At 69.5% G+C, this 23,129-nt stretch carries 15 protein-coding genes and 1 pseudogene; 6 read left to right on the forward strand and 10 right to left on the reverse strand.

Annotation, left to right across the window (positions count from 1 at the left end; all coding sequences use genetic code 11):
• Window positions 1–173: 173 nt before the first annotated feature.
• The 3 genes and pseudogenes from ACFWV8_RS16235 to ACFWV8_RS16245 form a co-directional block, all read left to right on the forward strand.
• Window positions 174–1,115 (forward strand): annotated as a pseudogene (locus ACFWV8_RS16235) (ParA family protein); the annotation flags it as partial.
• On the forward strand, window positions 1,112–2,281 hold the full coding sequence (locus ACFWV8_RS16240) for a ParB/RepB/Spo0J family partition protein (protein WP_384201729.1): 1,170 nt from the start codon (window positions 1,112–1,114) through the stop codon (window positions 2,279–2,281). The pseudogene ACFWV8_RS16235 and the gene ACFWV8_RS16240, both read left to right, overlap by 4 nt.
• A gap of 303 nt (window positions 2,282–2,584) precedes the next feature.
• Window positions 2,585–3,202, forward strand: coding sequence for a GNAT family N-acetyltransferase (locus ACFWV8_RS16245; RefSeq protein ID WP_329385000.1), 618 nt, complete (start codon window positions 2,585–2,587; stop codon window positions 3,200–3,202).
• A gap of 101 nt (window positions 3,203–3,303) precedes the next feature.
• Here ACFWV8_RS16245 and trxA read toward each other — a convergent pair whose 3' ends face one another.
• The 7 genes from trxA to ACFWV8_RS16280 form a co-directional block, all read right to left on the reverse strand.
• Window positions 3,304–3,633 carry a thioredoxin gene (gene trxA, locus ACFWV8_RS16250; RefSeq protein ID WP_189106270.1) on the reverse strand — a complete coding sequence of 110 codons (330 nt, stop codon included), beginning with the start codon at window positions 3,631–3,633 and terminating at the stop codon, window positions 3,304–3,306.
• Between the two features lie 43 nt (window positions 3,634–3,676).
• Window positions 3,677–4,651 carry a thioredoxin-disulfide reductase gene (gene trxB / locus ACFWV8_RS16255; protein ID WP_384201733.1) on the reverse strand — a complete coding sequence of 325 codons (975 nt, stop codon included), beginning with the start codon at window positions 4,649–4,651 and terminating at the stop codon, window positions 3,677–3,679.
• Between the two features lie 124 nt (window positions 4,652–4,775).
• On the reverse strand, window positions 4,776–5,786 hold the full coding sequence (locus ACFWV8_RS16260) for a hypothetical protein (protein ID WP_384201736.1): 1,011 nt from the start codon (window positions 5,784–5,786) through the stop codon (window positions 4,776–4,778).
• Window positions 5,783–6,544 carry an RNA polymerase sigma factor SigM gene (sigM, locus tag ACFWV8_RS16265; RefSeq protein ID WP_384201739.1) on the reverse strand — a complete coding sequence of 254 codons (762 nt, stop codon included), beginning with the start codon at window positions 6,542–6,544 and terminating at the stop codon, window positions 5,783–5,785. Before sigM ends, ACFWV8_RS16260 begins: the two co-directional genes overlap by 4 nt.
• Before the next feature lie 30 nt (window positions 6,545–6,574).
• Window positions 6,575–8,368, reverse strand: a complete 1,794-nt coding sequence (locus ACFWV8_RS16270; RefSeq protein ID WP_384201742.1) for a protein kinase family protein — start codon at window positions 8,366–8,368, stop codon at window positions 6,575–6,577.
• Between the two features lie 111 nt (window positions 8,369–8,479).
• Window positions 8,480–10,789 carry a murein biosynthesis integral membrane protein MurJ gene (gene murJ / locus ACFWV8_RS16275; RefSeq protein WP_384201745.1) on the reverse strand — a complete coding sequence of 770 codons (2,310 nt, stop codon included), beginning with the start codon at window positions 10,787–10,789 and terminating at the stop codon, window positions 8,480–8,482.
• Window positions 10,790–10,834: 45 nt separating this feature from the next.
• Window positions 10,835–13,264, reverse strand: a complete 2,430-nt coding sequence (locus ACFWV8_RS16280) for a DUF6049 family protein (protein WP_384201747.1) — start codon at window positions 13,262–13,264, stop codon at window positions 10,835–10,837.
• A 188-nt stretch (window positions 13,265–13,452) separates the two neighbouring features.
• Between ACFWV8_RS16280 and ACFWV8_RS16285 the strand changes: the two genes are divergently transcribed.
• Window positions 13,453–14,919 (forward strand): CCA tRNA nucleotidyltransferase, encoded by a 1,467-nt coding sequence (locus ACFWV8_RS16285; protein ID WP_384201750.1) that lies wholly within the window; start codon window positions 13,453–13,455, stop codon window positions 14,917–14,919.
• Between the two features lie 121 nt (window positions 14,920–15,040).
• Here ACFWV8_RS16285 and ACFWV8_RS16290 read toward each other — a convergent pair whose 3' ends face one another.
• From ACFWV8_RS16290 to ACFWV8_RS16300, 3 genes are all read right to left on the reverse strand, one after another.
• On the reverse strand, window positions 15,041–16,315 hold the full coding sequence (locus tag ACFWV8_RS16290) for an MFS transporter (protein WP_384201753.1): 1,275 nt from the start codon (window positions 16,313–16,315) through the stop codon (window positions 15,041–15,043).
• A gap of 138 nt (window positions 16,316–16,453) precedes the next feature.
• Complete coding sequence (locus tag ACFWV8_RS16295) at window positions 16,454–17,536, reverse strand: inositol-3-phosphate synthase (protein WP_329385021.1); 1,083 nt, start codon at window positions 17,534–17,536, stop codon at window positions 16,454–16,456.
• Window positions 17,537–17,596: 60 nt separating this feature from the next.
• Window positions 17,597–18,349 (reverse strand): helix-turn-helix transcriptional regulator, encoded by a 753-nt coding sequence (locus ACFWV8_RS16300; protein WP_384201756.1) that lies wholly within the window; start codon window positions 18,347–18,349, stop codon window positions 17,597–17,599.
• A gap of 370 nt (window positions 18,350–18,719) precedes the next feature.
• Between ACFWV8_RS16300 and ACFWV8_RS16305 the strand changes: the two genes are divergently transcribed.
• Window positions 18,720–21,425 carry a transglycosylase domain-containing protein gene (locus ACFWV8_RS16305; RefSeq protein ID WP_384201759.1) on the forward strand — a complete coding sequence of 902 codons (2,706 nt, stop codon included), beginning with the start codon at window positions 18,720–18,722 and terminating at the stop codon, window positions 21,423–21,425.
• A 114-nt stretch (window positions 21,426–21,539) separates the two neighbouring features.
• Window positions 21,540–23,039 (forward strand): glycosyltransferase family 87 protein, encoded by a 1,500-nt coding sequence (locus ACFWV8_RS16310; RefSeq protein WP_384201762.1) that lies wholly within the window; start codon window positions 21,540–21,542, stop codon window positions 23,037–23,039.
• Window positions 23,040–23,129: the final 90 nt, after the last annotated feature.

Raw genomic sequence — 23,129 nt, forward strand, 5'->3', positions numbered from 1 at the left:
GGCACTTCATGCCCACCGCCCAGCTGGATACGCAGATCGCCACCACCCACCCCCACGCCCACCACGACCCCCCCCCCCCCCCCCCCCCCCCCCCCCCCCCCCCCCCCCCCCCCCCCCCCCCCCCCCCCCCCCCCCCCCCCCCCCCCCGGGGGGGGGGTTTTTTTTTACACCTTAAACCCCCCCCCCCCCCGATGGACGACACCCCCATCGGTCGTGCTGCCCAGCTGGCCGTGGAGGCACTGGGCCGCGCCGGTGAAGGCCTGCCACGCCCCGAGCAGACGCGGGTCATGGTCGTCGCCAACCAGAAGGGGGGCGTCGGCAAGACCACCACCACGGTCAACCTCGCCGCCTCGCTCGCGCTCCATGGCGCGCGCGTTCTCGTGGTCGACCTCGATCCCCAGGGCAACGCCTCCACGGCGCTCGGGATCGACCACCACGCCGAAGTCCCGTCGATCTACGACGTCTTGGTGGAGAGCAAGCCGCTCTCCGAGGTGGTCCAGCCCGTCGTGGACGTCGAAGGTCTCTTCTGCGCGCCCGCCACGATCGACCTCGCCGGTGCGGAGATCGAGCTGGTGTCGCTGGTCGCGCGGGAGAGCCGGCTCCAGCGGGCGATCGAGGCGTACGAGCAGCCGCTGGACTACATCCTCATCGACTGCCCGCCGTCGCTCGGCCTGTTGACCGTCAACGCGCTGGTCGCCGGCGCCGAGGTGCTGATCCCGATCCAGTGCGAGTACTACGCGCTCGAAGGACTGGGGCAGTTGATCCGGAACGTGGACCTGGTGCGGGCGCATCTGAACCCCGCGCTGCATGTGTCCACGATCCTGCTCACCATGTACGACGGCAGGACCCGGCTCGCCTCCCAGGTGGCCGACGAGGTCCGCAGCCACTTCGGTGAGGAGGTGCTGCGGACGAGCATCCCGCGGTCGGTACGTATCTCGGAGGCGCCGAGCTACGGGCAGACGGTACTGACTTATGATCCGGGTTCCAGCGGCTCGCTGTCGTACCTCGAAGCCGCTCGTGAAATCGCCCTGCGTGGGGTCGGCATGAGCTACGACGCCAAGCACGCCCACGCGATCGGCACCAGTCAGCAGAGCATTTCGGAGGGGACGCAGTGAGCGACCGACGTAGGGGTTTGGGGCGTGGGCTCAATGCGCTGATCCCCGCCGCTCCGCAGGAGAAGCAGGGAGCCTCTTCCGGGGAGGCGGCCTCCTCGGGACAGACACCCGTCCTGACGGCGGAGCGGGGTGTCGCGGCGGCCAAGGTGACGACCCTGCCGCAGTCGCCCGCGCCGGCGACGGCGGAGATTCCCGCGCAGGAGACACCGGCCTCGGCCGAGGTGACCGCGCCGGAAGGCGTGTACTTCGCCGAAGTACCGATGGACTACATCACGCCCAACCCCCGGCAGCCCCGGGAGGTGTTCGACGAGGACGCGCTCGCCGAGCTGGTCACCTCGATCAAGGAGGTCGGACTCCTCCAGCCCATCGTCGTACGGCAGTTGGGCCCGGAGCGCTTCGAGCTCATCATGGGCGAGCGGCGCTGGCGGGCCTGCCGGGAAGCGGGCCTGGAGCGCATTCCGGCGATCGTCCGCGCCACCGAGGACGAGAAGCTGCTGCTGGACGCGCTGCTGGAGAACCTGCACCGGGCGCAGCTCAATCCGCTGGAAGAGGCCGCGGCCTACGACCAGTTGCTCAAGGACTTCCACTGCACGCACGATCAGCTGGCCGACCGGATCGGGCGTTCGCGTCCGCAGGTCTCCAACACGCTGCGGCTGCTGCGGCTCTCGCTGCCTGTGCAGCGCAGGGTCGCCGCAGGAGTGCTCTCCGCCGGTCACGCCAGAGCGCTGCTCTCGGTGGACGACTCCGACGAGCAGGACCGGCTGGCTCATCGCATCGTGGCGGAGGGACTCTCCGTACGCGCCGTCGAGGAGATCGTGACCCTGCTGGGCTCACGGCCGAAGAACGCTCCCCGGGCGAAGGGCCCCCGGGCCGGCGCCCTGCCGTCGCCCGCGCTCAACGATCTCGCCTCCCGGCTGTCGGACCGCTTCGAGACCCGGGTGAAGGTCGACCTCGGTCAGAAGAAGGGGAAGATCACCGTCGAGTTCGCCTCGCTGGTCGATCTGGAGCGCATCCTCGGCACTCTCGCCCCCGGTGAGGGGCGCGTCCTGGAACGGGGACTCGCCGACGAGGAGGCGGACGACACCGAGGGCGCCGAAGGCATCGAGGGCGCCGACCGGTCCAACGTGTCGGACCGGTCGAACGGCCTGGAGCCTGACGAGAACTGACGCCCCCGCACCGCCATCAGGGCGGGCCTTGTCCGACGCGTACCGGGACACGGCCCGCCCTTTGCCGTCCCCCGGTGTGCGGCGCACCTCTGGGTGGATACGATGCGTTCTGGTATGGCGCATCCACCTTGATCCACCTCAGAGGAAGGGCGGGGCCATGCAATTGGTGAGCCGCAGCCAACTGGTGTCAGCTGGACTCGGTCTGGGGATCGTGGGCGGCTTCGTCGGCAGTCTGATCCGGGAGCACAGTGCGCTGACCGCGGCTCGTGACGCGGCAGGCGTAGGAAGTGAGGAACGGCCTCGATGGGGCGTCGGCTCGTACCGCTCACGCTGGACAACCTTCCCGACCTCCCCCAGCGATGCAGGGAGTGCGTCTTCTGGGAGCTTGATCCGGTCAGGGGAGAAGCGGCGGTAAAAGCCGGCAGGGCCCGCGAGGAGAAGGAAGCCTGGATCTCGGCCGTCCTGCTGGAGTGGGGGTCGTGCGGCCGGCTGGCCTATGTGGACGACGTGCCCGTCGGCTTTGTGCTGTACGCGCCTCCGGCGTATGTCCCCCGCGCCACCGCCTTCCCGACGAGTCCGGTCTCCCCCGACGCCGTACAGCTGATGACCGGCTGGATCATGCCGGGCTATCGGGGGCAGGGGCTCGGCCGGGTGATGGTGCAGACCGTCGCGAAGGACTTGCTGCGGCGGGAGTTCAAGGCGATCGAGGCGTTCGGGGACGCGCGCTGGAAGGAACCGGCCTGTGTGCTGCCGGCGGACCATCTGCTGGCCGTGGGGTTCAAGACCGTACGGACGCATCCCGCACACCCTCGGCTGAGGCTCGAATTGCGGACGACGCTCTCCTGGAAGGAAGACGTCGAGCACGCGCTGGACAGGCTGCTGGGTGCGGTCAAGAAGGACCCGGCGCTCAGGCCGCTCTGAAACGAACAGGCCCGCCCCCTCGCAGAGGGGACGGGCCTTGTTTCACGTGAAACATCGCGCGTGGTGCGTGGTGTTCGGCGCTTGCTTGATACGCCGCGCCCTTAGGCGATGAAGCTCTCCAGGTCCCGCACGATGGCGGCCTTGGGCTTGGCGCCGACGATGGTCTTGGCGACCTCGCCGTTCTGGTAGACGTTCAGCGTCGGGATGGACATGACGCCGTACTTGGCTGCCGTGGCCGGGTTCTCGTCGATGTTGAGCTTGACGACCTCGATCTTGTCTCCGTGCTCGGCCGCGATGGCTTCGAGCGACGGAGCGATCTGGCGGCACGGTCCGCACCAGGCGGCCCAGAAGTCCACCAGTACAGGCTTGTCGCTCTTGAGGACGTCCTCGTCGAACGAGTCGTCGGTCACGTGCTTCAGGTCGCCGGCCACGGCGGCCTCCTTAACTTCGTGGGGTGTGGATGGGAACTGCTGGTCAGACGGCGGCGGTCTTCTCCGGCTCGGCGGCCTTCTCGCGGTCGCCGAGCGCGGAGAGGAAGCGCTCGGCGTCGAGGGCCGCGGAACATCCGGTGCCCGCGGCGGTGATCGCCTGGCGGTAGGTGTGGTCGACGACATCGCCGGCGCCGAAGACACCCGTGAGGTTGGTGCGCGTCGAAGGCGCCTCAACCCGGAGGTAGCCCTCGTCGTCCAGGTCGAGCTGGCCCTTGAAGAGCTCGGTGCGCGGGTCGTGGCCCACGGCGATGAACAGCCCGGTCACGGGCAGCTCCGACGTCTCACCGGTCTTGGTGTTACGCAGGGTCAGACCGGAGACCTTCTGGTCACCGTGGATCTCCTCGACAGCGCTGTCCCAGGCGAACCGGATCTTCGGGTCGGCGAAGGCCCGGTCCTGCATGGCCTTGGAGGCCCGCAGGGTGTCACGCCGGTGGACGATCGTGACCGACTTGGCGAACCGGGAGAGGAAGGTCGCCTCCTCCATCGCCGTGTCGCCGCCACCGACGACCGCGATGTCCTGGTCCTTGAAGAAGAACCCGTCACACGTCGCACACCAGGAGACACCGCGTCCGGAGAGGGCGTCCTCGCGGGGCAGCCCGAGCTTGCGGTGCTGAGAGCCGGTCGTGACGATCACGGCCTTGGCGCGGTGGACGGTGCCCGCCGTGTCGGTGACCGTCTTGATCTCTCCGGTGAGGTCGACCGTGATGATGTCGTCCGGGACGAGCTCCGCGCCGAACCGCTCCGCCTGCGCCCGCATGTTGTCCATCAGGTCCGGGCCCATGATGCCGTCGCGGAAGCCGGGGAAGTTCTCCACATCGGTGGTGTTCATCAGTGCGCCGCCCGCGGTGACAGCCCCCTCGAACACGAGAGGCCGCAGCGAGGCGCGTGCGGTGTAGAGCGCGGCTGTGTACCCCGCCGGACCGGAGCCGATGATGATCACATTACGGACGTCGCTCACGGGTTTCTTCCTCGTCTCTGCAGACTGCCTGCTACTGCCAACGGGGCGGTTCAGAACTCTCACCCCACCCAACGGATCCTACGGGCCTGGCATTCCCGCGAGGTCCCGGCGGCGCCGGGCGGTGTCAGGGGCGAGGGTAGGTCTGCGTGAGGAGAAGTTCACCCTTGGTGGGCGGGACGACGTCGACGCACGCGGCGTCGACGACATACGCCCGCACCAGGCTGCCGTCGGCGGGATCCGACAGGACGACGAGGAAGGCCTCGGTGCCCTCGTACGTGCCCCTCTCGGCGGCCAACGGGGTGTCGGGGCGGCCTATTCCCTGCTGGATGCAGGGCGGCAGCTGGGGCACCAGCCTGGGCGATGCCGTGGTGGAGGGCGCGTTCCTGGTGGACTCCTCGCTGCCGGCGACACGCGGTTCGCCGGTGGCGGGCGTGGACGCGAGCAGCGAGCCGACCCTCTCGCGGATGGCGGTTCCGGAGAACACGTCACCGCCGCCGTCGGCCTGGCTCGATCCCGCGTCGCTCCGGTACGAGGTCGCGTCCTCGCCCGGGGACGACGTCTGGAACAGCAGAACGCTGACGCCGATCGCCGCTGTTCCGAAGACGGCGCCGAGGATCGCACCACGGCGGCGGCGCACCTGCCGGGCGCGGCCGGGGCCGGTGGCCGCCCGTGAGTGTCCGGCGGGGCGGTCCGCCCGTGGAGCGTCGGGGACGGTGGCGCCTGCCGCCGTGGCGCCGAGGGTGACGGCGGCAGGGACGAGCGCGGGCTCCCGTTCGGTGCTTTCCGGGGCTTCGATGGCGGCGTCGTCCGTGTCGGCCGTGCGCGACGTTTCACGTGAAACATCGGCGGTCGCGTCCGCCGCGAGCGGATCCGGCGCGGTCGCGTTCAGCAGCGCCTCGGCGGCCAGAGCGGCGTCGACCCGGGCCGCCACGTCGGCGGGCATACGCGGGGGGCCGGGCAGCGAGCCCAGCAGCCCGCGGATCTCCTCCAGCGACTCGTACACATCGGCGCAGAGCGAGCAGCCGTCGAGGTGCGCGCGTACTTCGGCGCTCCGTGTGGGGGAGAGCAGGCCCTCCGTGAGGTCGGAGATCTCCGAGACGTCCGGGTGCTCGGTCGTGCCGGTCGTGGTTGTCACGCGCGCCCACCTCCTCCCTTCACGGCGGCAGGACCTTGTGGTCCCGCGTCTGGTCCGGTGTCCGGTCCCGCGTCCGGGGCCCTGTCCGGGCCTCTGTCCTGTGGTCCCGGCTCCGATGGGACGGATGTCCCCGGCGTCCGGTTCCTTTGCGGGCCAAGACCGCCTCTCGCGCCGGTGCCGCCGTCGCTCTCCCGCAGATGGGCGAGCATCGGCAGGAGTCTGGCCCTGCCGCGTGCGCAACGGCTCTTCACCGTGCCGACGGGTACGTCCAGGATTTGCGCGGCCTCGGCCACGGGATACCCCTGCATGTCGACGAGGACCAGGGCGGCCCGCTGATCGGCGGGCAGCTTGGCGAGAGCGACGAGAAGCTGGCGGTGGAGGTCCTGGCGCTCGGCCGGGGCCTCGGCCGACTCGTGCGGTTCGAGGAGCTGCTCCAGGCGGTCCGTGTCGTCCACGGGCGATGTCTTGCGGGAGGCGGCTTTCCTCGCCCGGTCGAGACAGGCGTTGACGGTGATGCGGTGCAGCCATGTCGTGACGGCGGACTGGCCGCGGAAGGTGTGGGCGGCGCGGAAGGCGGACACGAGCGCGTCCTGCACGGCGTCGGCGGCTTCCTCGCGGTCCCCGAGCGTGCGCAGCGCCACCGCCCAGAGGCGGTCGCGATGGCGTCGTACGAGCTCACCGAAGGCGTCGGGATCCCCCTCGACATGACGTGCCAGGAGGTCCTGGTCGTTCACGCCGGCGAGTGTGGCGTCTTCCAACGGTGAGCCCCCTCCCCCTGGTCCGCAGGGTCAGCCTATGACCTTGATCTCCGAGATTCCGCCGCGGAACTCGTTGGCCGAGGAGGCCGGGGCGAGTTCCGTGATGTGGATCAGTACGTACCGGGTTCTGACGGGCTTGTCCAGGGTCGCCTTCAGATTGCCGCCGGTCTGCCCCAGTTCGGTGATGCGCCGGGGGAAGTCGGACAGGGCCGCCGGGGCCGACGCGTCCTCGTCCGCGGCGAGGACCTGGGCCTTCTGGCCGGCGCGGTACATGGCGACATCGACGCCGTACACGTCCTGCACGCTGCCGAGATCGACGACTATTCCGCTGCCGCCCCGGCGGTTGGGCAGGTTGCCGTAGTTCGCGTAGCCCTTGTACGTCCCGGTGATCCAGGCCGTTGCCGGGTCGCCGTCGGTGGCCAGAGGGACGTCCTCCGCCTGCACGCCGTCACCGTCCGGGGCGAACACCGAGGTCTCCTCGATCTTCAGATCCTTCGGGACCCGGGGCTCGGGCTTCTGCTGATTGCCGTCCACCGACTGGGACTGCGTCGGGTCGTCGGAGTTCGTGCGGTTGAGCATGTGGTCGGCGACCTGCCAACTGGCCAGCCCCAGCGCGGCGATGAGGAGCGCGGAGACCGTCCACTTCAGCGCCTTGCCCGTACGGCTCTGGAGGGGCGGCGGCGGGAGTGGTACGGGCTGCGCGGCGGGCTGTCCGACCGGACGGGTGGCGGGGCGGGCGTACGAGCCCTGCTGGTAGGTGGTGCGCTGGTACTCGGGCGGCGCGGCGAACGTGGGCTCCGGGGGCCGGACGCGCGGCATCTCAGCGACGGCCTTGGCCAGTTCGTCCGGGGTGGTGCAGGGCGGGTCCTGACGCGAGGCGGTGGCGCCCTCGTTGACGAGCGCGCGCATCGCGAGCTCGGACAGTCCGCGGTGCACCCCAGCCCGTACCTGGTCGGGGGCGATCAGGCCCACGCCCTTCGGCAGCCCCGCGAGGCCGTACGCGTCCGTCTCGTACGGCCAGCGCTGTGTCAGCGCCGCGTACAGGAGTGCGCCGATCGCCTCGGTGTCGGCACGCTGGGGGCGCTCCGCGCTGATGCCGCGCAGGGCGGCGTTCACGGCGAGGCCGCGGATCCGGTACTGGCCGGTGGAGCTGCGCAGTACGGCACTGGGCGTCAGCTTCAGATGCGCCAGGCCCTCGCGGTGCGCGGCGGCCATCGCCTGGGACACCTGGCTGACGAGCTGGTAGGCGTCGTGGGCCTCCATGGGGCCCGCGGCGAGGATCGCGGTGAGTTCCGTGGCGTCGGGCAGCCATTCGTGGACGACGTAGACGAGGTCGTTCTCCTCGACGGCGTCGAGGACCTGGACGAAGCGAGGGTCCCCGAGGAGCGCGGAGGAGCGGGCCGCCGCCAGTACGGAGCGGGCTCTCGGATGGTCGGCGGGCAGGAGGTGCACACCGACGGCGCGGCGCAGCTTCTCGTCGACCGCACGCCAGCTGCTGAATCCGTCCAGACGGGTGACGCACTCTTCGAGCCGGTAGCGTCTGGCGAGCTTGTGGCCGCTGTGGAGTTCGGGTGGCGTCACGGCCTGGCGGGCCTCCTGACGCTTGCCGTCCTCCGGCCCCGCCGGATCGACGGACCCGGACTTCGCCGGCTTCCCGGCCGCGGAACCCGCCGATTTCTCGGGTCCGGGCTCACCGGCCTTGCCGTCTTCTGTCTTCTGGGCTTTCGCCACCCCGTCGGTGGTGGCCTTGTCCGCCTGGGCGGCCGGCGGTTCGTCACCGCTGTTGTCGGCCACCTCGACGGCAGCCGTGCTCCGTTCCGCCACCGTCGCTCCTGCCTCCCCATCCGTTGCGCACTGTCCAACAGCCACGCCAATTGTGCCCACAGTTGGACGCTATGCACGACACACGGCGGCCGACGATGGTTGTGCTGGGCTCTAGCGTCCGAGGCGGCCCCGGACCATTCCGACCAACGCGTTCATCTCTTCGACACGCAGTTTTCGCGCGACGACGAAGAAGCCGCCCAGCAGGACGATTCCGCCGACCGCCAGTGCGGCGAACGAGCCGAGGACCTCACTGCCGAGCTTCTGAAGCACGAAGTAGGCGACGGCGCCGGCGGCGATCGTGCCGGGGACGGACGCCAGACAGAGCCTGGCGTACGTACGCAGCACGCGCGAGCCGTCCAGATCGCCTCCCAGCCGCTTCTTGAGCCTGCGCCAGGCGATGCCCACACCGACGGTGTAGGCGAGGCCGTACGAGGCCGCCATGCCCACGACCGCCCAGCGCGAGGGAAGGACGACGAAGCAGAGGGCCGAGGCGGCGGCGTTCACGACGGCCACGATGACCGTGTTGTAGAAGGGGGTTCGGGTGTCCTCGTACGCGTAGAAGGCACGCAGCACCACGTACTGCACGGAGAACGGGATCAGACCGAGGCCGAAGGCCATCAGCATGTAGCCCATGGAGCGTGCCGATTCGATGCCGGACGAGCCGAAGATCAGGGTGCACATCGGGATGCCGAGGGCGACGAAGCTGAAGGCGACGGGGACGATCGCGACGGCCGAGTTCCGCAGGCCCTGCGAGATGTCGTCGCGTACGGCTCCGGTGTCGCCGTCGTGCGCCGAGCGGGAGAGCCGGGGCAGCAGGGCCGCCATGACCGAGACGGTGATTATGGCCTGCGGCATGCCCCAGATCAGCTGGGCGTTGGAGTAGGCGATGTAACCGGCGCCCTGGGTGCCGGAGTCGACGCCCGCTGCCGTGGAGAGCTGCGAGACGACCAGCACACCGGCCTGGTTGGCGAGGACGAACAGCACGGTCCACTTGGCGAGCTTCGCGGCCTTCCCGAGGCCGTGGCCGCGCCAGTCGAACCGCAGCCGGATCCGGAAGCCGGTCTCCCGGAGGTAGGGGATCATCGCGAGGGCCTGGACGGTGAGGCCGAGCACCACGCCGACACCGAGCAGGCGCTCCGCCTCGGGCGGGATGGACCCGACCGTCATTCCGGAGTCCTCGGCCGTGCCGTACACCCAGATGAACATGACGAGGGTGGCGATGATGATGATGTTGTTGAGGACTGGGGTCCACATCATCGCGCCGAACCTGCCCCGGGCGTTGAGGATCTGCCCCATCACCACATGCACGCCCATGAAGAAGATGGTGATCAGGCAGTAGCGCACGAATGTGACGGCGACGTCGTTGGCCGCCGGGTTGTCGGCGATGCTCACCGACATGAGGCGCACCAGCTGCGGGGCGGCGAACACCGAGAGCGCGGTCAGCGAGCCGAGGATCACGATGACGAGGGTGAGCAGGCGGTTGGCGTACGCCTCGCCGCCGTCCTCGTCGTCCTTCATCGCGCGGATCAGCTGGGGTACGAAGACCGAGTTGAGGCCGCCGCCGATGGTCAGGATGTAGATCATCGTCGGCAGGGTGATGGCGAGCTGGAAGGTGTCGCCGAGCGTGGCGGCGCCGAGCGCGGCCACGATCAGGGCGGAGCGTACGAAGCCGGTGAGCCGGGAGACGAGGGTGCCCGCCGCCATCACCGCGCTGGACTTCAGCAGCCCCGACGCCCGTCCGCCCGCCTTCTTCGCGGGCGGGGGCGCGGCGACGGCCTCAGGTGCGACGGCCGCCGGGGCGCCCGTGCCCTGCTGGTCGCGGAAGAGATGCGCGAAGGCGTCCGGTTCCCGCTCGTCGGTGGCGGGCCCGGTGGCGGACCCGGTCGCGAGCTCGTCGACGCCCGTGAACTGCGTGGTCCTCGCGTCCTCCCCGTACGGGAGGTGGTGGGAGGGCCCGTCGGGCTCGGGCGGCGGGGGCTGGTCCCAGACACGCGGATCGGCGGCGTACTGCTGCGCCGGGGGCTGCTGGTGCAGCGGCGGCGTCTGCGGATAGATGCCGGGGTCCTGTGCCTGCGGGCGGTAGGGATCCTGGTGGTAGGCGTCCTGAACGTACGGATCCTGGGTGTGGGCGCCCTGGGCGTACTGGTCCGGGCTGTTGTACGGGGTCTGGGCGTACGGACTCGGGGCGTAGGGGCCCTGGGCGTGCGGAGGCCCCGGGTGCGGGGCGTGCGGGGCCTGCGGAGCCTGGGCGTGCGGACCCTGCGGGTACCGGTCCGGGTGCTGGGGCCCCTGGCCGTAGTGGCCCTGTGCGTGGTCGGGTGCGGGGGCGTGGGGGTCGGCGGTGGGTGGCTGCGGCGGAACATGCCCTGCGGGATCGCCGCCTGCCCCCTGGCCGCGGTCACCGTCGTACGGCGCGTTCATGGTTACCCCACCTCATCGTCCCGGGCCGGCCGGCCACGACATCGCTCAACGGTCCACTTTCTCACCCATGCCCGACGGGTCCCCGCTTTCCGGACGGGTGTCCGGGGTCGGGTCACTCGGCTGCCCGGGTTCGGAGCCGGCGCTGTCGGCACCTTCCTCGGCGTCTCCGGCGTCGTCTCCGGCCCCGCTTTCGGCCCCGGCTTCGGCGGTGGCCTCCGCCGTCGCCTTGTCCTCGGCCGCCTTCGCCGCCACCGCCCTCTTGCGCTGGCTGTACATCCTGACCCCGGCCAGGACCAGGAGCAGCACACCGCCGGCGATGACGAGCATCACGGTGGGAGTGAGCTCGGAGACCCTGACCTGGAACGCCATGGGGCTGCCGTACGGCCGCCCGTCGGTCGTGTAGAGCTGCGCCGTGAGTTCCACCGGACCGTTGGCGTTGGCCGCGCCGGTGAACTTCACCACCTGGGTGTGCCCGCCGTCGACCTTGATCGGCTGCTCGGCGACGGCGCTGCCGTCGTCCAGCTTCAGCCGGGTCGCGTTCGTGGAGTGCAGCCGCAGGACGAGATCGTCGACGCCTTGCAGCAGCTGGTTCTGGACGGTCACCGGGATGGTCGCGCTGCGCCCGGACAGGGTCAGCTCCGACTTCTGGATGAGCTGGACCTCGCTGGCGAGGCTCACCAGATACCGGTTCACCGAGTGGCGGTACTCCCTGGCGCCTGCCGCGTCGCCCCGCCAGGAGGTCGAGACCGCCCTGTTCACGGCGTTGGCGAACGGGGTCGCCACCCGGTCGGGAAGGGTGAGGATGGCCTTGAACTTCCCGAGCCGTTCGTCGATCCCCTTGAGCTCCTCGAACGCCGACGGGGGAAGCTCCTGGTCCCGGAGCTTGTCCGGATACCGCGAGGCGCGGGGCACCTTGGTGGTGGCGTTCGTGTCGGGCTTGGCAGCGGCGGCGGCGACCAGGTCGGAGGACTTGGTCCAGCGCTCACCGTCCAGCCCCCGGAGGGCGCGCGCCATGGACTGCGCCTGGCCGGCCGACGGGGTCCGCTGCGGGGCGACGACGATCTCGCGCTGTTTCGAGGAGTCCTGGAGAGTCACGGCCAGCGACTGGGCGAGGAACTTCTGGACCGCGAGCGTGGAGCTCGCGGCGGTGGACACGTCGCCCTCGAAGGCGGTGGACAGCCGGGTGTCGGCCACCACGGCCGTCGTACCGCCGCCGATGGGCCGTGCCGCGCTCGCCGTGTACGGCAGGTTGTCCTGGATGCTGTCGCTGCGGGAGATCACCTTGTCGGCGCCCGCGGAGGTCGCCACATCGACGATCGACGGGTCGACGGCGCCGTCCACGGGCCACGCGAAGTCGGTGGCCGGCGGTACGTGGAGGATGGTCTCGACGGTCTTCGCGGCGACCTCGCTGGAGCCCTGGAGATGGCCGAGGGTGCCCGAGACGTCGTCGCCGCCGTGCGCCAGCGACGCCAGGTCGGGGTCGCCGAAGGGCAGGGTGACGACATTCCCGTTGTCCTGGACGGCCTTCTCCAGCGAGTTGAGCCAGGTCCGGGCGACGAGCTGGTTCGTGCCCGAGACCGTGGTGTTGCCGTCCTTGACGCGGTACGTGTCGGCCATCGCCTCGACGGTGGCGAGGAGGTCCGGGTCGACGACCCAGGTGACGGGAAGCTGGCTGCCGAGGGAGACGAGCTGCTCCAGCCGGCCGCCGGGGGCCAGCTCCTCGGCCAGGTCGTCGTTCTCGAAGACCGGGGTCTGCCGTTCGTCCGAGCCGGTCTCGGCGGAGACGTGGGAGGTGGAGATCAGCGGCCAGAGATAGGTGAACTTGGTCTTGGTGTCCACCGAATCCGGCTGCCACGGCAGGAATGTCCGCCGGATGCCGAGAGTGTGGTCGTACGGCTCGGCCTCCGTACGGCCCGTGAGCGACACCCCGAGCTGATAGACCCCGTCACCGCCGAGACCGAGCTTGCTCACCGGCACCGACAGCGCGAAGTCGTAGCTGATGCCGGAGGCGAGCTTCGCGAACTCGACCTTGTACTTGCCGCCCACCGGCAGCGGATCGTTCGTCGTGTCGTTGGAACGCTCGTCGGCGTCGTCGATGGCGGTACGGCCGACGAGCTGCGGGCCCACCCTCAGATCGACCTGGGCGTCGGTGACCGGCTTCTTGCTCTTGTTGGTCACCGTGCCGGAGATCGTGAGGGTGTCGCCCTTCTTCGGCGCGCTGGGCGCCAGGGTGTCGAGCGCGACGGACACGGTGCTCGACCCCGAAGGCTCGGCGGTCGCGTTCGCCGGAGACGCCGTGGCGGCCCCTGTGGCGGCCGTGGAGCCGGTCGAGGGCGTGGCGGTCGCCTGAGGGGCCGCGAGGCCCCCCAGCAACCCGGCCAGGAGCGGCACCCCCGCGGCCACGGCGGCGCTGCGCCCCAGCCATCGGCGGGCAGGAGAGTGCTTCATCCCCTGGATGTCTGCCGCCTCGGCCACGCGTCCGCCCGTTCCTCGTCGTCGTCAATGGTCGTCGTCGGTTGTGCGTCCACGCATGGTAACGATGTGCGCTGTGGCGAAGTGCCGGGGACCGCCTCCCCATGATCGGAAGAATCTCATGGGCGGGCAAACCGGTGCACCGGAAACCCGGGCGCCGGGGCCGGCCGGGGCACGTACCCTTTTCTGTTGTGCCGAACGCCAACGAAGAGACTCCCTATGCACTGAGTCAGGTGCAGCGCCGCGCGGTCAGCGAACTGCTGCGGGTGTCCCCTGTCGCCGACGACCTCGCGCGCCGATTCCAGGAAGCGGGCTTCACCCTCGCCCTGGTCGGAGGCTCGGTGAGGGACGCCCTCCTCGGCCGCCTCGGCAACGACCTCGACTTCACGACCGACGCCAGGCCCGACGACGTACTGAAGATCGTCCGGCCCTGGGCGGACTCGGTGTGGGAGGTCGGGATCGCCTTCGGCACGGTCGGTGTCCAGAAGGCGGGCCGGGTCGGCGACGGCCGGCAGGACTTCCAGATCGAGATCACGACCTACCGCTCGGAGGCGTACGACCGCACGTCACGCAAACCCGAGGTGTCGTACGGGGACTCCATCGAGGACGACCTCGTACGCCGGGACTTCACCGTCAACGCGATGGCGGTCGCCCTGCCGCAGAAGGAGTTCATCGATCCGCACGGCGGTCTCCAGGACCTCGCGGCCGGTGTGCTGCGCACACCCGGCACCCCCGAGGCGTCGTTCTCCGACGATCCGCTGCGCATGCTCAGGGCCGCGCGCTTCGCCGCGCAGCTCGATTTCGAGGTCGCGCCGGATGTCGTCGCCGCGATGAAGGCCATGGCGGAGCGCATCGGGATCGTGTCGGCGGAGCGCGTACGGGAGGAGCTGAACAAGCTGATCCTCTCCGGGCACCCGCGCAAGGGCCTGGCGCTGCTCGTCGACACCGGACTCGCGGAGCGCGTACTGCCCGAGCTGCCGGCGCTGCGGCTGGAGAGCGACGAGCACCACCGGCACAAGGACGTGTACGAGCACTCGCTGACCGTTCTGGAGCAGGCTGTCGACCTGGAGGAGGACGGGCCGGACCTGGTGCTGCGGCTGGCCGCGCTGCTCCATGACATCGGCAAGCCCCGGACTCGGCGCTTCGAGAAGGACGGCGGAGTCTCCTTCCACCATCACGAGGTGGTGGGGGCGAAGCTGACGAAGAAGCGGATGACCGAGCTCAAGTACTCGAACGAGCTGGTGAAGGACGTCTCGCGGCTGGTGGAGCTGCATCTGCGCTTCCACGGTTACGGCACCGGCGAGTGGACCGACTCGGCGGTGCGGCGGTACGTACGCGACGCGGGCCCGCTGCTGGACCGGCTCCACAAGCTGACCCGTTCGGACTGCACCACCCGCAACAAGCGCAAGGCTGCGGCGCTCTCGCGCGCGTACGACGGTCTTGAGGAGCGGATCGCGCAGTTGCAGGAGCAGGAGGAGCTGGACTCCATCCGGCCCGATCTGGACGGCAACGAGATCATGGAGACGCTGGGCGTCGGTCCGGGGCCGGTGATCGGGGCCGCGTACAAGTTCCTGCTGGAGCTCCGGCTGGAGAACGGGCCGATGGAGCGGGACGACGCGGTGAGCGCGCTGAAGGAATGGTGGGCCAAGCAGAACTGAGTCCGGGCCGGCCGGCCGCCGGCTCGCGGTCGATGTTTCACGTGAAACATCGACGGGGCCCACGAGGGTGCGCTGTGAAGAGGGGGTGATGTTTCACGTGAAACATCGCCCCCTTCGTGCGCTACCCGTCCTTCTTCTTTGTGAGCTTCCTCCAGCGGAACAGCCCCACCGCGACGACCGTGTAGACCACCGCGACGCCCAGCACGAGCGGCACCGAGCGCCCGTCCCGCGGCAGCATCAGCGCGGCGACGCCCGCGGCACCCACGAAAGCGACGTTGAACAGCACGTCGTAGAGGGAGAAGATCCGCCCCCGGTACGCGTCGTCCACCGACGTCTGCACCACCGTGTCCGTCGCGATCTTCGCGCCCTGGGTGACCAGACCGAGGATGAACGCGGCGGCGAGCATCGGGGCGGGAGCGAACGGCAGCCCGAGTGCCGGCTCCAGTACGGCCCCCGTCCCGGCGCACGCGACCATCCAGCCGAACGAGCCGAGACGTCCGACCGCCGACGGTGTGACGAGCGCGGCGGCGAAGAAGCCCGCTCCCGACACGAGGAGCGCCACCCCCAGCAGGGCGAGTCCGTCGTCCTCGTCGGTGGTCCAGGCGTAGCGGCAGAGCATCAGCACCATCACGGTCAGCGCCCCGTAGCTGAAGCGCATCAGCGTCATCGCGATGAGCGCGGCGGCGGCGTCACGGCGCTCCGCCAAATGGCGCAGCCCGTGGCCGAGACCCCGCGCGGTGGACGCGAGAGCAGCCTTCAGGTGCGGCTGTACCCGCCCCGGATCGGGGCCGAGGAGATCACGCGCCATGGTGACGGACGCGAGCGCCGACGACAGATACAGCAGGGCGGCCAGCAGCACCACCGCGGCGTCGGAGTCGGCGATCAGCAGGCGCACCAGAAAGGCGAGGCCGCCGCCCGCGGTCGCGGCGAGCGTGCCGGCCGTCGGGGAAAGGGAGTTGGCGACGACCAGTCGCTCGTCCTCCACGACGCGGGGCAGCGCGGCCGAGAGCCCGGCGAGTACGAACCGGTTGACGGCCGTGACGGCCAGCGCGGAGGCGTAGAAGAGCCAGTCCGGCAGCGAGGTGAGGATCAGCAGGGCGGTGCAGGCGGCCAGCAGGGCGCGCAGCAGATTCCCGTACAGGATGATCTGGCGCCGCCGCCAGCGGTCGAGCAGCACCCCGGCGAACGGGCCGATGAGCGAGTAGGGCAGCAGCAGCACGGCCATGGCCGACGCGATGGCGCCCGGGGTGGCCTGTTTCTCGGGGGAGAACACGACGTGCGCGGCGAGCGCGACCTGGAAGACCCCGTCGGCCCCCTGCGACAGCAGACGCACGGTCAGCAGGCGGCGGAAGTCGGGCAGACGCAGGAGCACGCGCAGATCGCGCACGGCAGACATGTGGATCAGCGTCACACACGATGCCCGCGCGGTACGTGAGGGGTCCCCGGGCAGTGTGCCCCGGGGACCCCTCGGTGGTGCGTGTACGGGGAGATCAGTTCTCCCCGGGGCGCCAGGACGTCCTGGCCGCCCGGCGTTCTAGCGCTCGACGTCGCCGCGGATGAACTTCTCCACGTTCTCGCGGGCCTCGTCGTCGAAGTACTGCACCGGCGGGGACTTCATGAAGTACGAGGACGCGGAGAGGATCGGGCCGCCGATGCCGCGGTCCTTGGCGATCTTCGCCGCGCGCACGGCGTCGATGATGACACCGGCGGAGTTCGGGGAGTCCCAGACCTCCAGCTTGTACTCCAGGTTCAGCGGGACGTCGCCGAAGGCGCGGCCCTCAAGGCGCACGTACGCCCACTTGCGGTCGTCCAGCCAGGCCACGTAGTCCGAGGGGCCGATGTGGACGTTGGAGGCGCCCAGGTCACGGTCGGGGATCTGCGAGGTGACCGCCTGCGTCTTGGAGATCTTCTTGGACTCCAGGCGCTCGCGCTCCAGCATGTTCTTGAAGTCCATGTTGCCGCCGACGTTCAGCTGCATCGTGCGGTCCAGGACGACACCGCGGTCCTCGAACAGCTTCGCCATCACACGGTGCGTGATGGTGGCGCCGACCTGCGACTTGATGTCGTCACCGACGATCGGCACACCGGCCTCGGTGAACTTGTCCGCCCACTCCTTCGTGCCGGCGATGAAGACCGGGAGGGCGTTGACGAAGGCGACCTTGGCGTCGATGGCGCACTGCGCGTAGAACTTCGCCGCGGCCTCGGAGCCGACGGGCAGGTAGCAGACCAGTACGTCGACCTGCTTGTCCTTGAGGGTCTGGACGATGTCGACCGGCGCCTCGGCGGACTCCTCGATCGTCTCGCGGTAGTACTTGCCCAGACCGTCGTGGGTGTGGCCGCGCTGGACGGTCACGCCCGTGTTCGGGACGTCGCAGATCTTGATGGTGTTGTTCTCGCTGGCACCGATGGCGTCCGCGAGGTCGAGGCCGACCTTCTTGGCGTCGACGTCGAAGGCGGCGACGAACTCCACGTCACGCACGTGGTACTCGCCGAACTGAACGTGCATCAGACCGGGCACCTTGCCGGCCGGATCGGCGTCCTTGTAGAACTCGACGCCCTGCACCAGCGAGGCGGCACAGTTGCCCACGCCGACAATGGCTACGCGAACGGAACCCATCCTGGTTGCTCCCTGTGTGTGATCTCAATGTTGCGATGAAGCCCGCGCTGATGCGGAACCTCATGGGGTGGTGTCCACGGACGGATCCGGCCGGCCGGGGGCTTCCGGAGGCGAACCCCCGGAAGACCCCCGGGGCCGGGGCAGGCCATCCGTGTCTCCCTTTGTGGTGCTGTTGGCCGTGCCGCTCGATGTACTGCCTGTCGCGCCGTCCCGCTCCGGAGCGGGGGTGTCCGGGCCGGGCCGTCGCTGGTCCCGTCCCGCCCGTTCGCTCTCGATGAGCTCGTTGAGCCAGCGCACTTCGCGCTCCACGGATTCCATCCCGTGCCGCTGAAGTTCGAGCGTGTAGTCGTCGAGGCGTTCGCGGGTACGGGCCAGGGAGGCGCTCATCTTCTCCAGCCGCTCCTCCAGCCGGCTGCGACGGCCCTCCAGCACACGCATCCGTACTTCGCGCTCCGTCTGTCCGAAGAAGGCGAAGCGAGCGGCGAAGTGCTCGTCCTCCCAGGCATCGGGGCCCGTCTGCGACAGCAGCTCCTCGAAGTGCTCTTTCCCTTCCGCCGTCAGCCGGTAGACGATCTTGGCGCGTCGGCCCGCGAGCGTCGCGGCGAGCGCCTCGTCGGGCGCACTGCCCGGCTCCTCGATCAACCAGCCGTTGGCGACCAGCGTCTTCAGGCAGGGATACAGCGTCCCGTAGCTGAAGGCCCGGAAGATCCCCAGCGAGGTGTTGAGCCGTTTCCGAAGCTCGTACCCGTGCATCGGGGATTCGCGCAGCAGACCCAGGACGGCGAATTCGAGGATGCCCGAGCGTCTGCTCACTGCTCGCCTCCTCCGCCGTCTCCGTCGTCCTGGCCGCGTATGACGTCCCGATGTATCGACTCGATACATCGGGACGATAGAACACCGATGCTCATGGGACAAGAGGGGCCATCGTGAACGGCGTCACATCATCAATTCACAGCGAGTAACTTGCCTGGTTTGGGCTGAAGTTCAGAACTCGGCGGGGTTTGACCCTGCGTAGTCTGTGCGGCATGCAGACCACCGGGAACCGCGTGACGTGTGAGAGCGTCGTCGTTCTGGATGCATGCGGGATGAGCCCGACGGCGGGTACATCCGTATTCATCTCGGGGGGACCGGAACTCAACTGCCGCTTCCAGGCGCCCGCGCCTGCCCGAGGAGTAGTCGTTCGATGAGTGAGCACCGTCGCAAACAGCCACAGCCGCAAGGTGGCCAGGGTGGCGGACGAGCCGCGGCCAGGCGCGCCGCACAGCGGCCGTCGGGCCGCCGCGCGGACCCTTCCCGTGGAGTCCCCACGGCCTCCCACTCAGACTCCTACGAACCCGAGCCTTCCTACGGAGGGCGCGCCGAGGCACGTAAGGCGGCCCAGCGGGGCCGCCGACGTGCCGCCGAAGGCGGCGGCGCCGGGGCGGGAGGCCATGGCGGGGGCCGCCGTGGCGGTGGACCCGGAGGTCCCGGCGGGGTCGGCCGGGGGCGTGGGGGGCCGGGCAAGAAGCGGCTGATCGACTACCCGCGCCACGACAAGTACGGCTGGCAGCGCTGGGTGCCGTCCTGGAAGCTCGTGACGGGCCTCTTCATCGCCTTCATGGGCGGGCTTCTGGCCGCCGGCACGATCGCGTACGCCATGGTCGAGGTGCCGAAGGAGAATCTGGCCTCCAAGGCGCAGAACAACGTCTACCTCTGGGACGACGGCACGCCGATGGTCGCCACCGGCGGTGAGGTCAACCGGCAGATCGTCGGGATCGAGCAGATCCCCAAAGCGATGCAGAACGCCGTGATCTCGGCGGAGAACAAGACGTTCAGAAAAGACCCGGGTGTCGACCCGATGGGCATCGGCCGGGCCGTGTTCAACATGGCCAGGGGCGGTCAGACGCAGGGTGGCTCGACCATCACCCAGCAGTTCGTCAAGAACGCCATGCTCAACCAGGAGCAGACCTTCAAGCGCAAGTTCGAGGAACTCTTCATCTCGATCAAGGTCGGCGCGGACCTGAAGAAGAACGACATCATGGCGGGGTACCTCAACACCTCCTACTACGGACGCGGCGCCTACGGCATCCAGGCAGCGGCCCGTACGTACTACAACAAGGACGCCAGGGACCTGAACGCCAGTCAGTGTGCCTTCCTGGCGACGCTGCTGAAGGGCGCGACGTACTACGACCCCAACGGCAACGAGGCGATCGACAAGAACGCCAGCGCGAAGAACAACACCGAGCGGGCGGCGAAGCGCTGGAAGTGGATTCTCGACGAGATGGTCAAGGACGGCCATCTCAGCGCGCAGGAGCGGGCGACGTACAAAGAGTTCCCGATGCCCGGTCCGCCTAAGAAGGACCAGCAGCTCAGCGGGCAGGTCGGCTACCTCGTGGACCTCGCCAAGGCCTACTTCATCAACAACAACGACCGGGGCATCACGGCCGACGACCTGGCCAAGGGCGGCTTCGAGATCAAGACGACCTTCAACCAGAAGAAGGTCAAGGCGCTCAACAAGGCCGTCACCGACGTCTACAAGGCGAACATCGACCCCAAGAAGCGCCCGGACAAGGACACCCACGTCCAGTTCGGCGGCGCCTCGGTGGAGCCCGAGACCGGCAAGATCGTCGCCATCTACGGCGGCGCCGACGCCACCAAGCACTTCACCAACAACGCCGACCAGACCGGTGCCCAGGTCGGATCGACCTTCAAGCCCTTCGTCCTGGCGGCGGCGATGCGCGACGGTGTGCGCGACCCCGAACTCGGGCCGGAGCAGGGCGCGGACACGCGCACCCTGGTCTCGCCGGACAAGAGCGAGTACAGCGGCAAGAACAAACTCAAGATCAAGGAGTACAACGGAGACATCTGGACGAACGAGGAAGGCAAGGAGTGGCTCCAGCGCAACGACGGTGACGAGAGCTACAACGACATCAATCTGCGCGAAGCCATGAAGGTGTCGGCCAACTCCCCCTTCGTCCAGCTCGGCATGGACATCGGCATCCCCCAGGTCAGGCAGTCGGCTGTCGACGCGGGACTTCTTGCGGACAGCCTTCCGGGCGGCAGCAACCCCTCGTTCTCCATCGGTATCTCCGACCCCAGCGCCATCCGCATGGCCGGTGCCTACGCCACCTTCGCCGACAACGGCACGCAGCGTGAGCCGTACTCCGTCCAGGAGGTCAAGGAGAAGGGCGTCGTCGTCTTCAAGTACGACAAGAAGCCCCAGGCCAGGTTTGACGCCGACGTCGCCCAGAACGTGACGGACGTCCTGAAGTCCGTGGTCATGGAGAAGGGCGGCACGGGCACATCGGCCCAGCTGCCCGACGGCCGCGAGGTGGCCGGCAAGACCGGTACCACCGACGGCAACAAGTCGGCCTGGTTCGTGGGCTACACCCCGCAGCTGTCGACCGCCATCGACATGTACCGCCTGGACGACGACGCGAAGAACAAGAACCGCGAGTTCCTGGAGATGTTCGGCACCGGCGGCAAGGAAGAGATCCACGGTGCCTCGTTCCCTGCCGAGATCTGGCAGGCGTACATGACGGTGGCGATGAAGGGCAAGCCGGCCCTGAAGTTCCCCGAGCCCGAGCCGATCGGCGAGGCCGTCTACGGAGGGGGCCTGTCGTCCCCGGAGCCCACCCCGACCGAGAAGCCCTCGGAGTCGCCCTCGGAGAGCCCTTCCGAGTCGCCCTCCGATTCGCCGTCGCCGACGATCAGCGAGTCCGAGTCCTGCAACCAGTGGAAGGGCTGCGAGGACGGTGGTCCCGGCGGAGGCAATCCGGGTGGTCCGGGCGGTGAGGATCCCGGCGGGGTCATCGGGGATCCGGGCTCGTCGTCCAGTCCGCCACCGGACGAGGGAACCGATGAGGGAGCCGACGACGGAGGCCTCTTCGGCGGTCCGGGCGGCGGCTGAGCCCCCGACCCCTGGCACGGCGAAGGCCGTCGCACCAGCGCCGTACACACACCGTGTACGGGCCGGTGCGGCGGCCTTCGCCGTGCCACAGCGGCGTACGGCAGGATGGGCGGCATGCCGAGCACAGAAGACACCACGGTGCCCAAGGACCGGCCCGTCGTACCGCCCACCCGGCGGGACCGCATCGCCGCGTCCGGCAGCGAGCTGATCGGCGGTCCCATCGGCCGCTGGGCCTGGTACGGCGGCAGCCGGCTGACCCCGGTACGGGTGGTCGCGCTGGTGGCGATCGGGATGTTCGCGCTCGGCATGGTGCAGAAGATGCCCTGCTACGAGTGGGCGTGGTTCCGCGGCGCCAGCTCGCAGTACACGCACGCCTGTTACTCGGACATTCCGCACCTCTTCCTCGGGCGCGGTTTCGCCGACGGTCTCGTGCCGTACTTCGACCGGCTCGACGGCGACATGCAGTACCTGGAGTACCCCGTCCTGACCGGGCTGTTCATGGAGGTGGCGTCCTGGTTCACCCCCGGCGGCGGCTCGATCCAGCACCGTGAGCAGATGTACTGGATGGTCAACGCCGGGATGCTGATGATCTGCGCGGCGGTCATCGCCGTGTGCGTCGCCCGCACCCACCGGCACCGCCCCTGGGACGCGCTGCTCCTCGCCCTCGCGCCCGCCTTCGCCCTCACCGCCACCATCAACTGGGATCTGCTGGCCGTCGCGCTTCTGGCGGCCGGGATGCTGATGTGGTCGCGCGGGCGTGCGCTGGCCTTCGGTGTCCTCATCGGCCTCGCGACGGCGGCCAAGCTCTATCCCGTACTGGTGCTGGGGCCTCTGCTGCTGCTGTGCTGGCGCGCGGGGCGGCTGCGGGAGTTCGGGACCGCGCTGGGCGGAACGGCCGCCTCGTGGCTGCTGGTGAACCTGCCGGTGATGCTGCTCGCACCGGAGGGGTGGAAGAAGTTCTACACCTTCAGCCAGGAGCGGCAGGTCGACTTCGGATCATTCTGGTTGATCATCACGCAGCGCACCGGCCGGTCCCTGGAGGTCGAGACCGTCAACACCTGGTCGATGGTGCTGATGGTCCTGGCCTGCGCGGGCATCGCGGCGCTCGCGCTGACCGCGCCGAGGCGCCCCAGGTTCGCGCAGCTCGCCTTCCTGGTCGTCGCCGCCTTCATCCTGACCAACAAGGTCTACTCGCCGCAGTACGTGCTGTGGCTGGTCCCGCTCGCCGCGCTGGCCCGGCCGCGGTGGCGCGACTTCCTGATCTGGCAGGCATGCGAGGTCATGTACTTCCTGGGCATCTGGATGTATCTCGCGTACACGACGAGCGGGGACGCCCACAAGGGACTGCCGACCGAGGGCTATCAACTGGCCATCGCGCTGCACCTGCTGGGGACGCTGTACCTGTGCGCCGTCGTCGTACGGGACGTCCTGCTGCCGGAGCGGGACGGCGTACGGCGCGACGGTTCGGACGATCCGTCGGGCGGGGTGCTGGACGGGGCGCGGGACGTGTTCGTGCTGGGGCAGGCGGCCCGGCCGACGGCGCCCGCGGCGCACACGGTGGAGGCGGCGCAGCGGGTGTCGTGGGGGGTCCGGCCAGATCCGGACAGGGCCTAGGTGTATTGACTCGCAGGGTTGTTGACGCGGGTGATGGGTGGCTTGCCTCCGAGTGCGGTGTGGCCGCGATGGTAGTTGTAGGTGTGCAGG

Origin of the sequence: Streptomyces sp. NPDC058665 (assembly GCF_042714995.1) — a bacterium.
Lineage (GTDB): Bacteria > Actinomycetota > Actinomycetes > Streptomycetales > Streptomycetaceae > Streptomyces.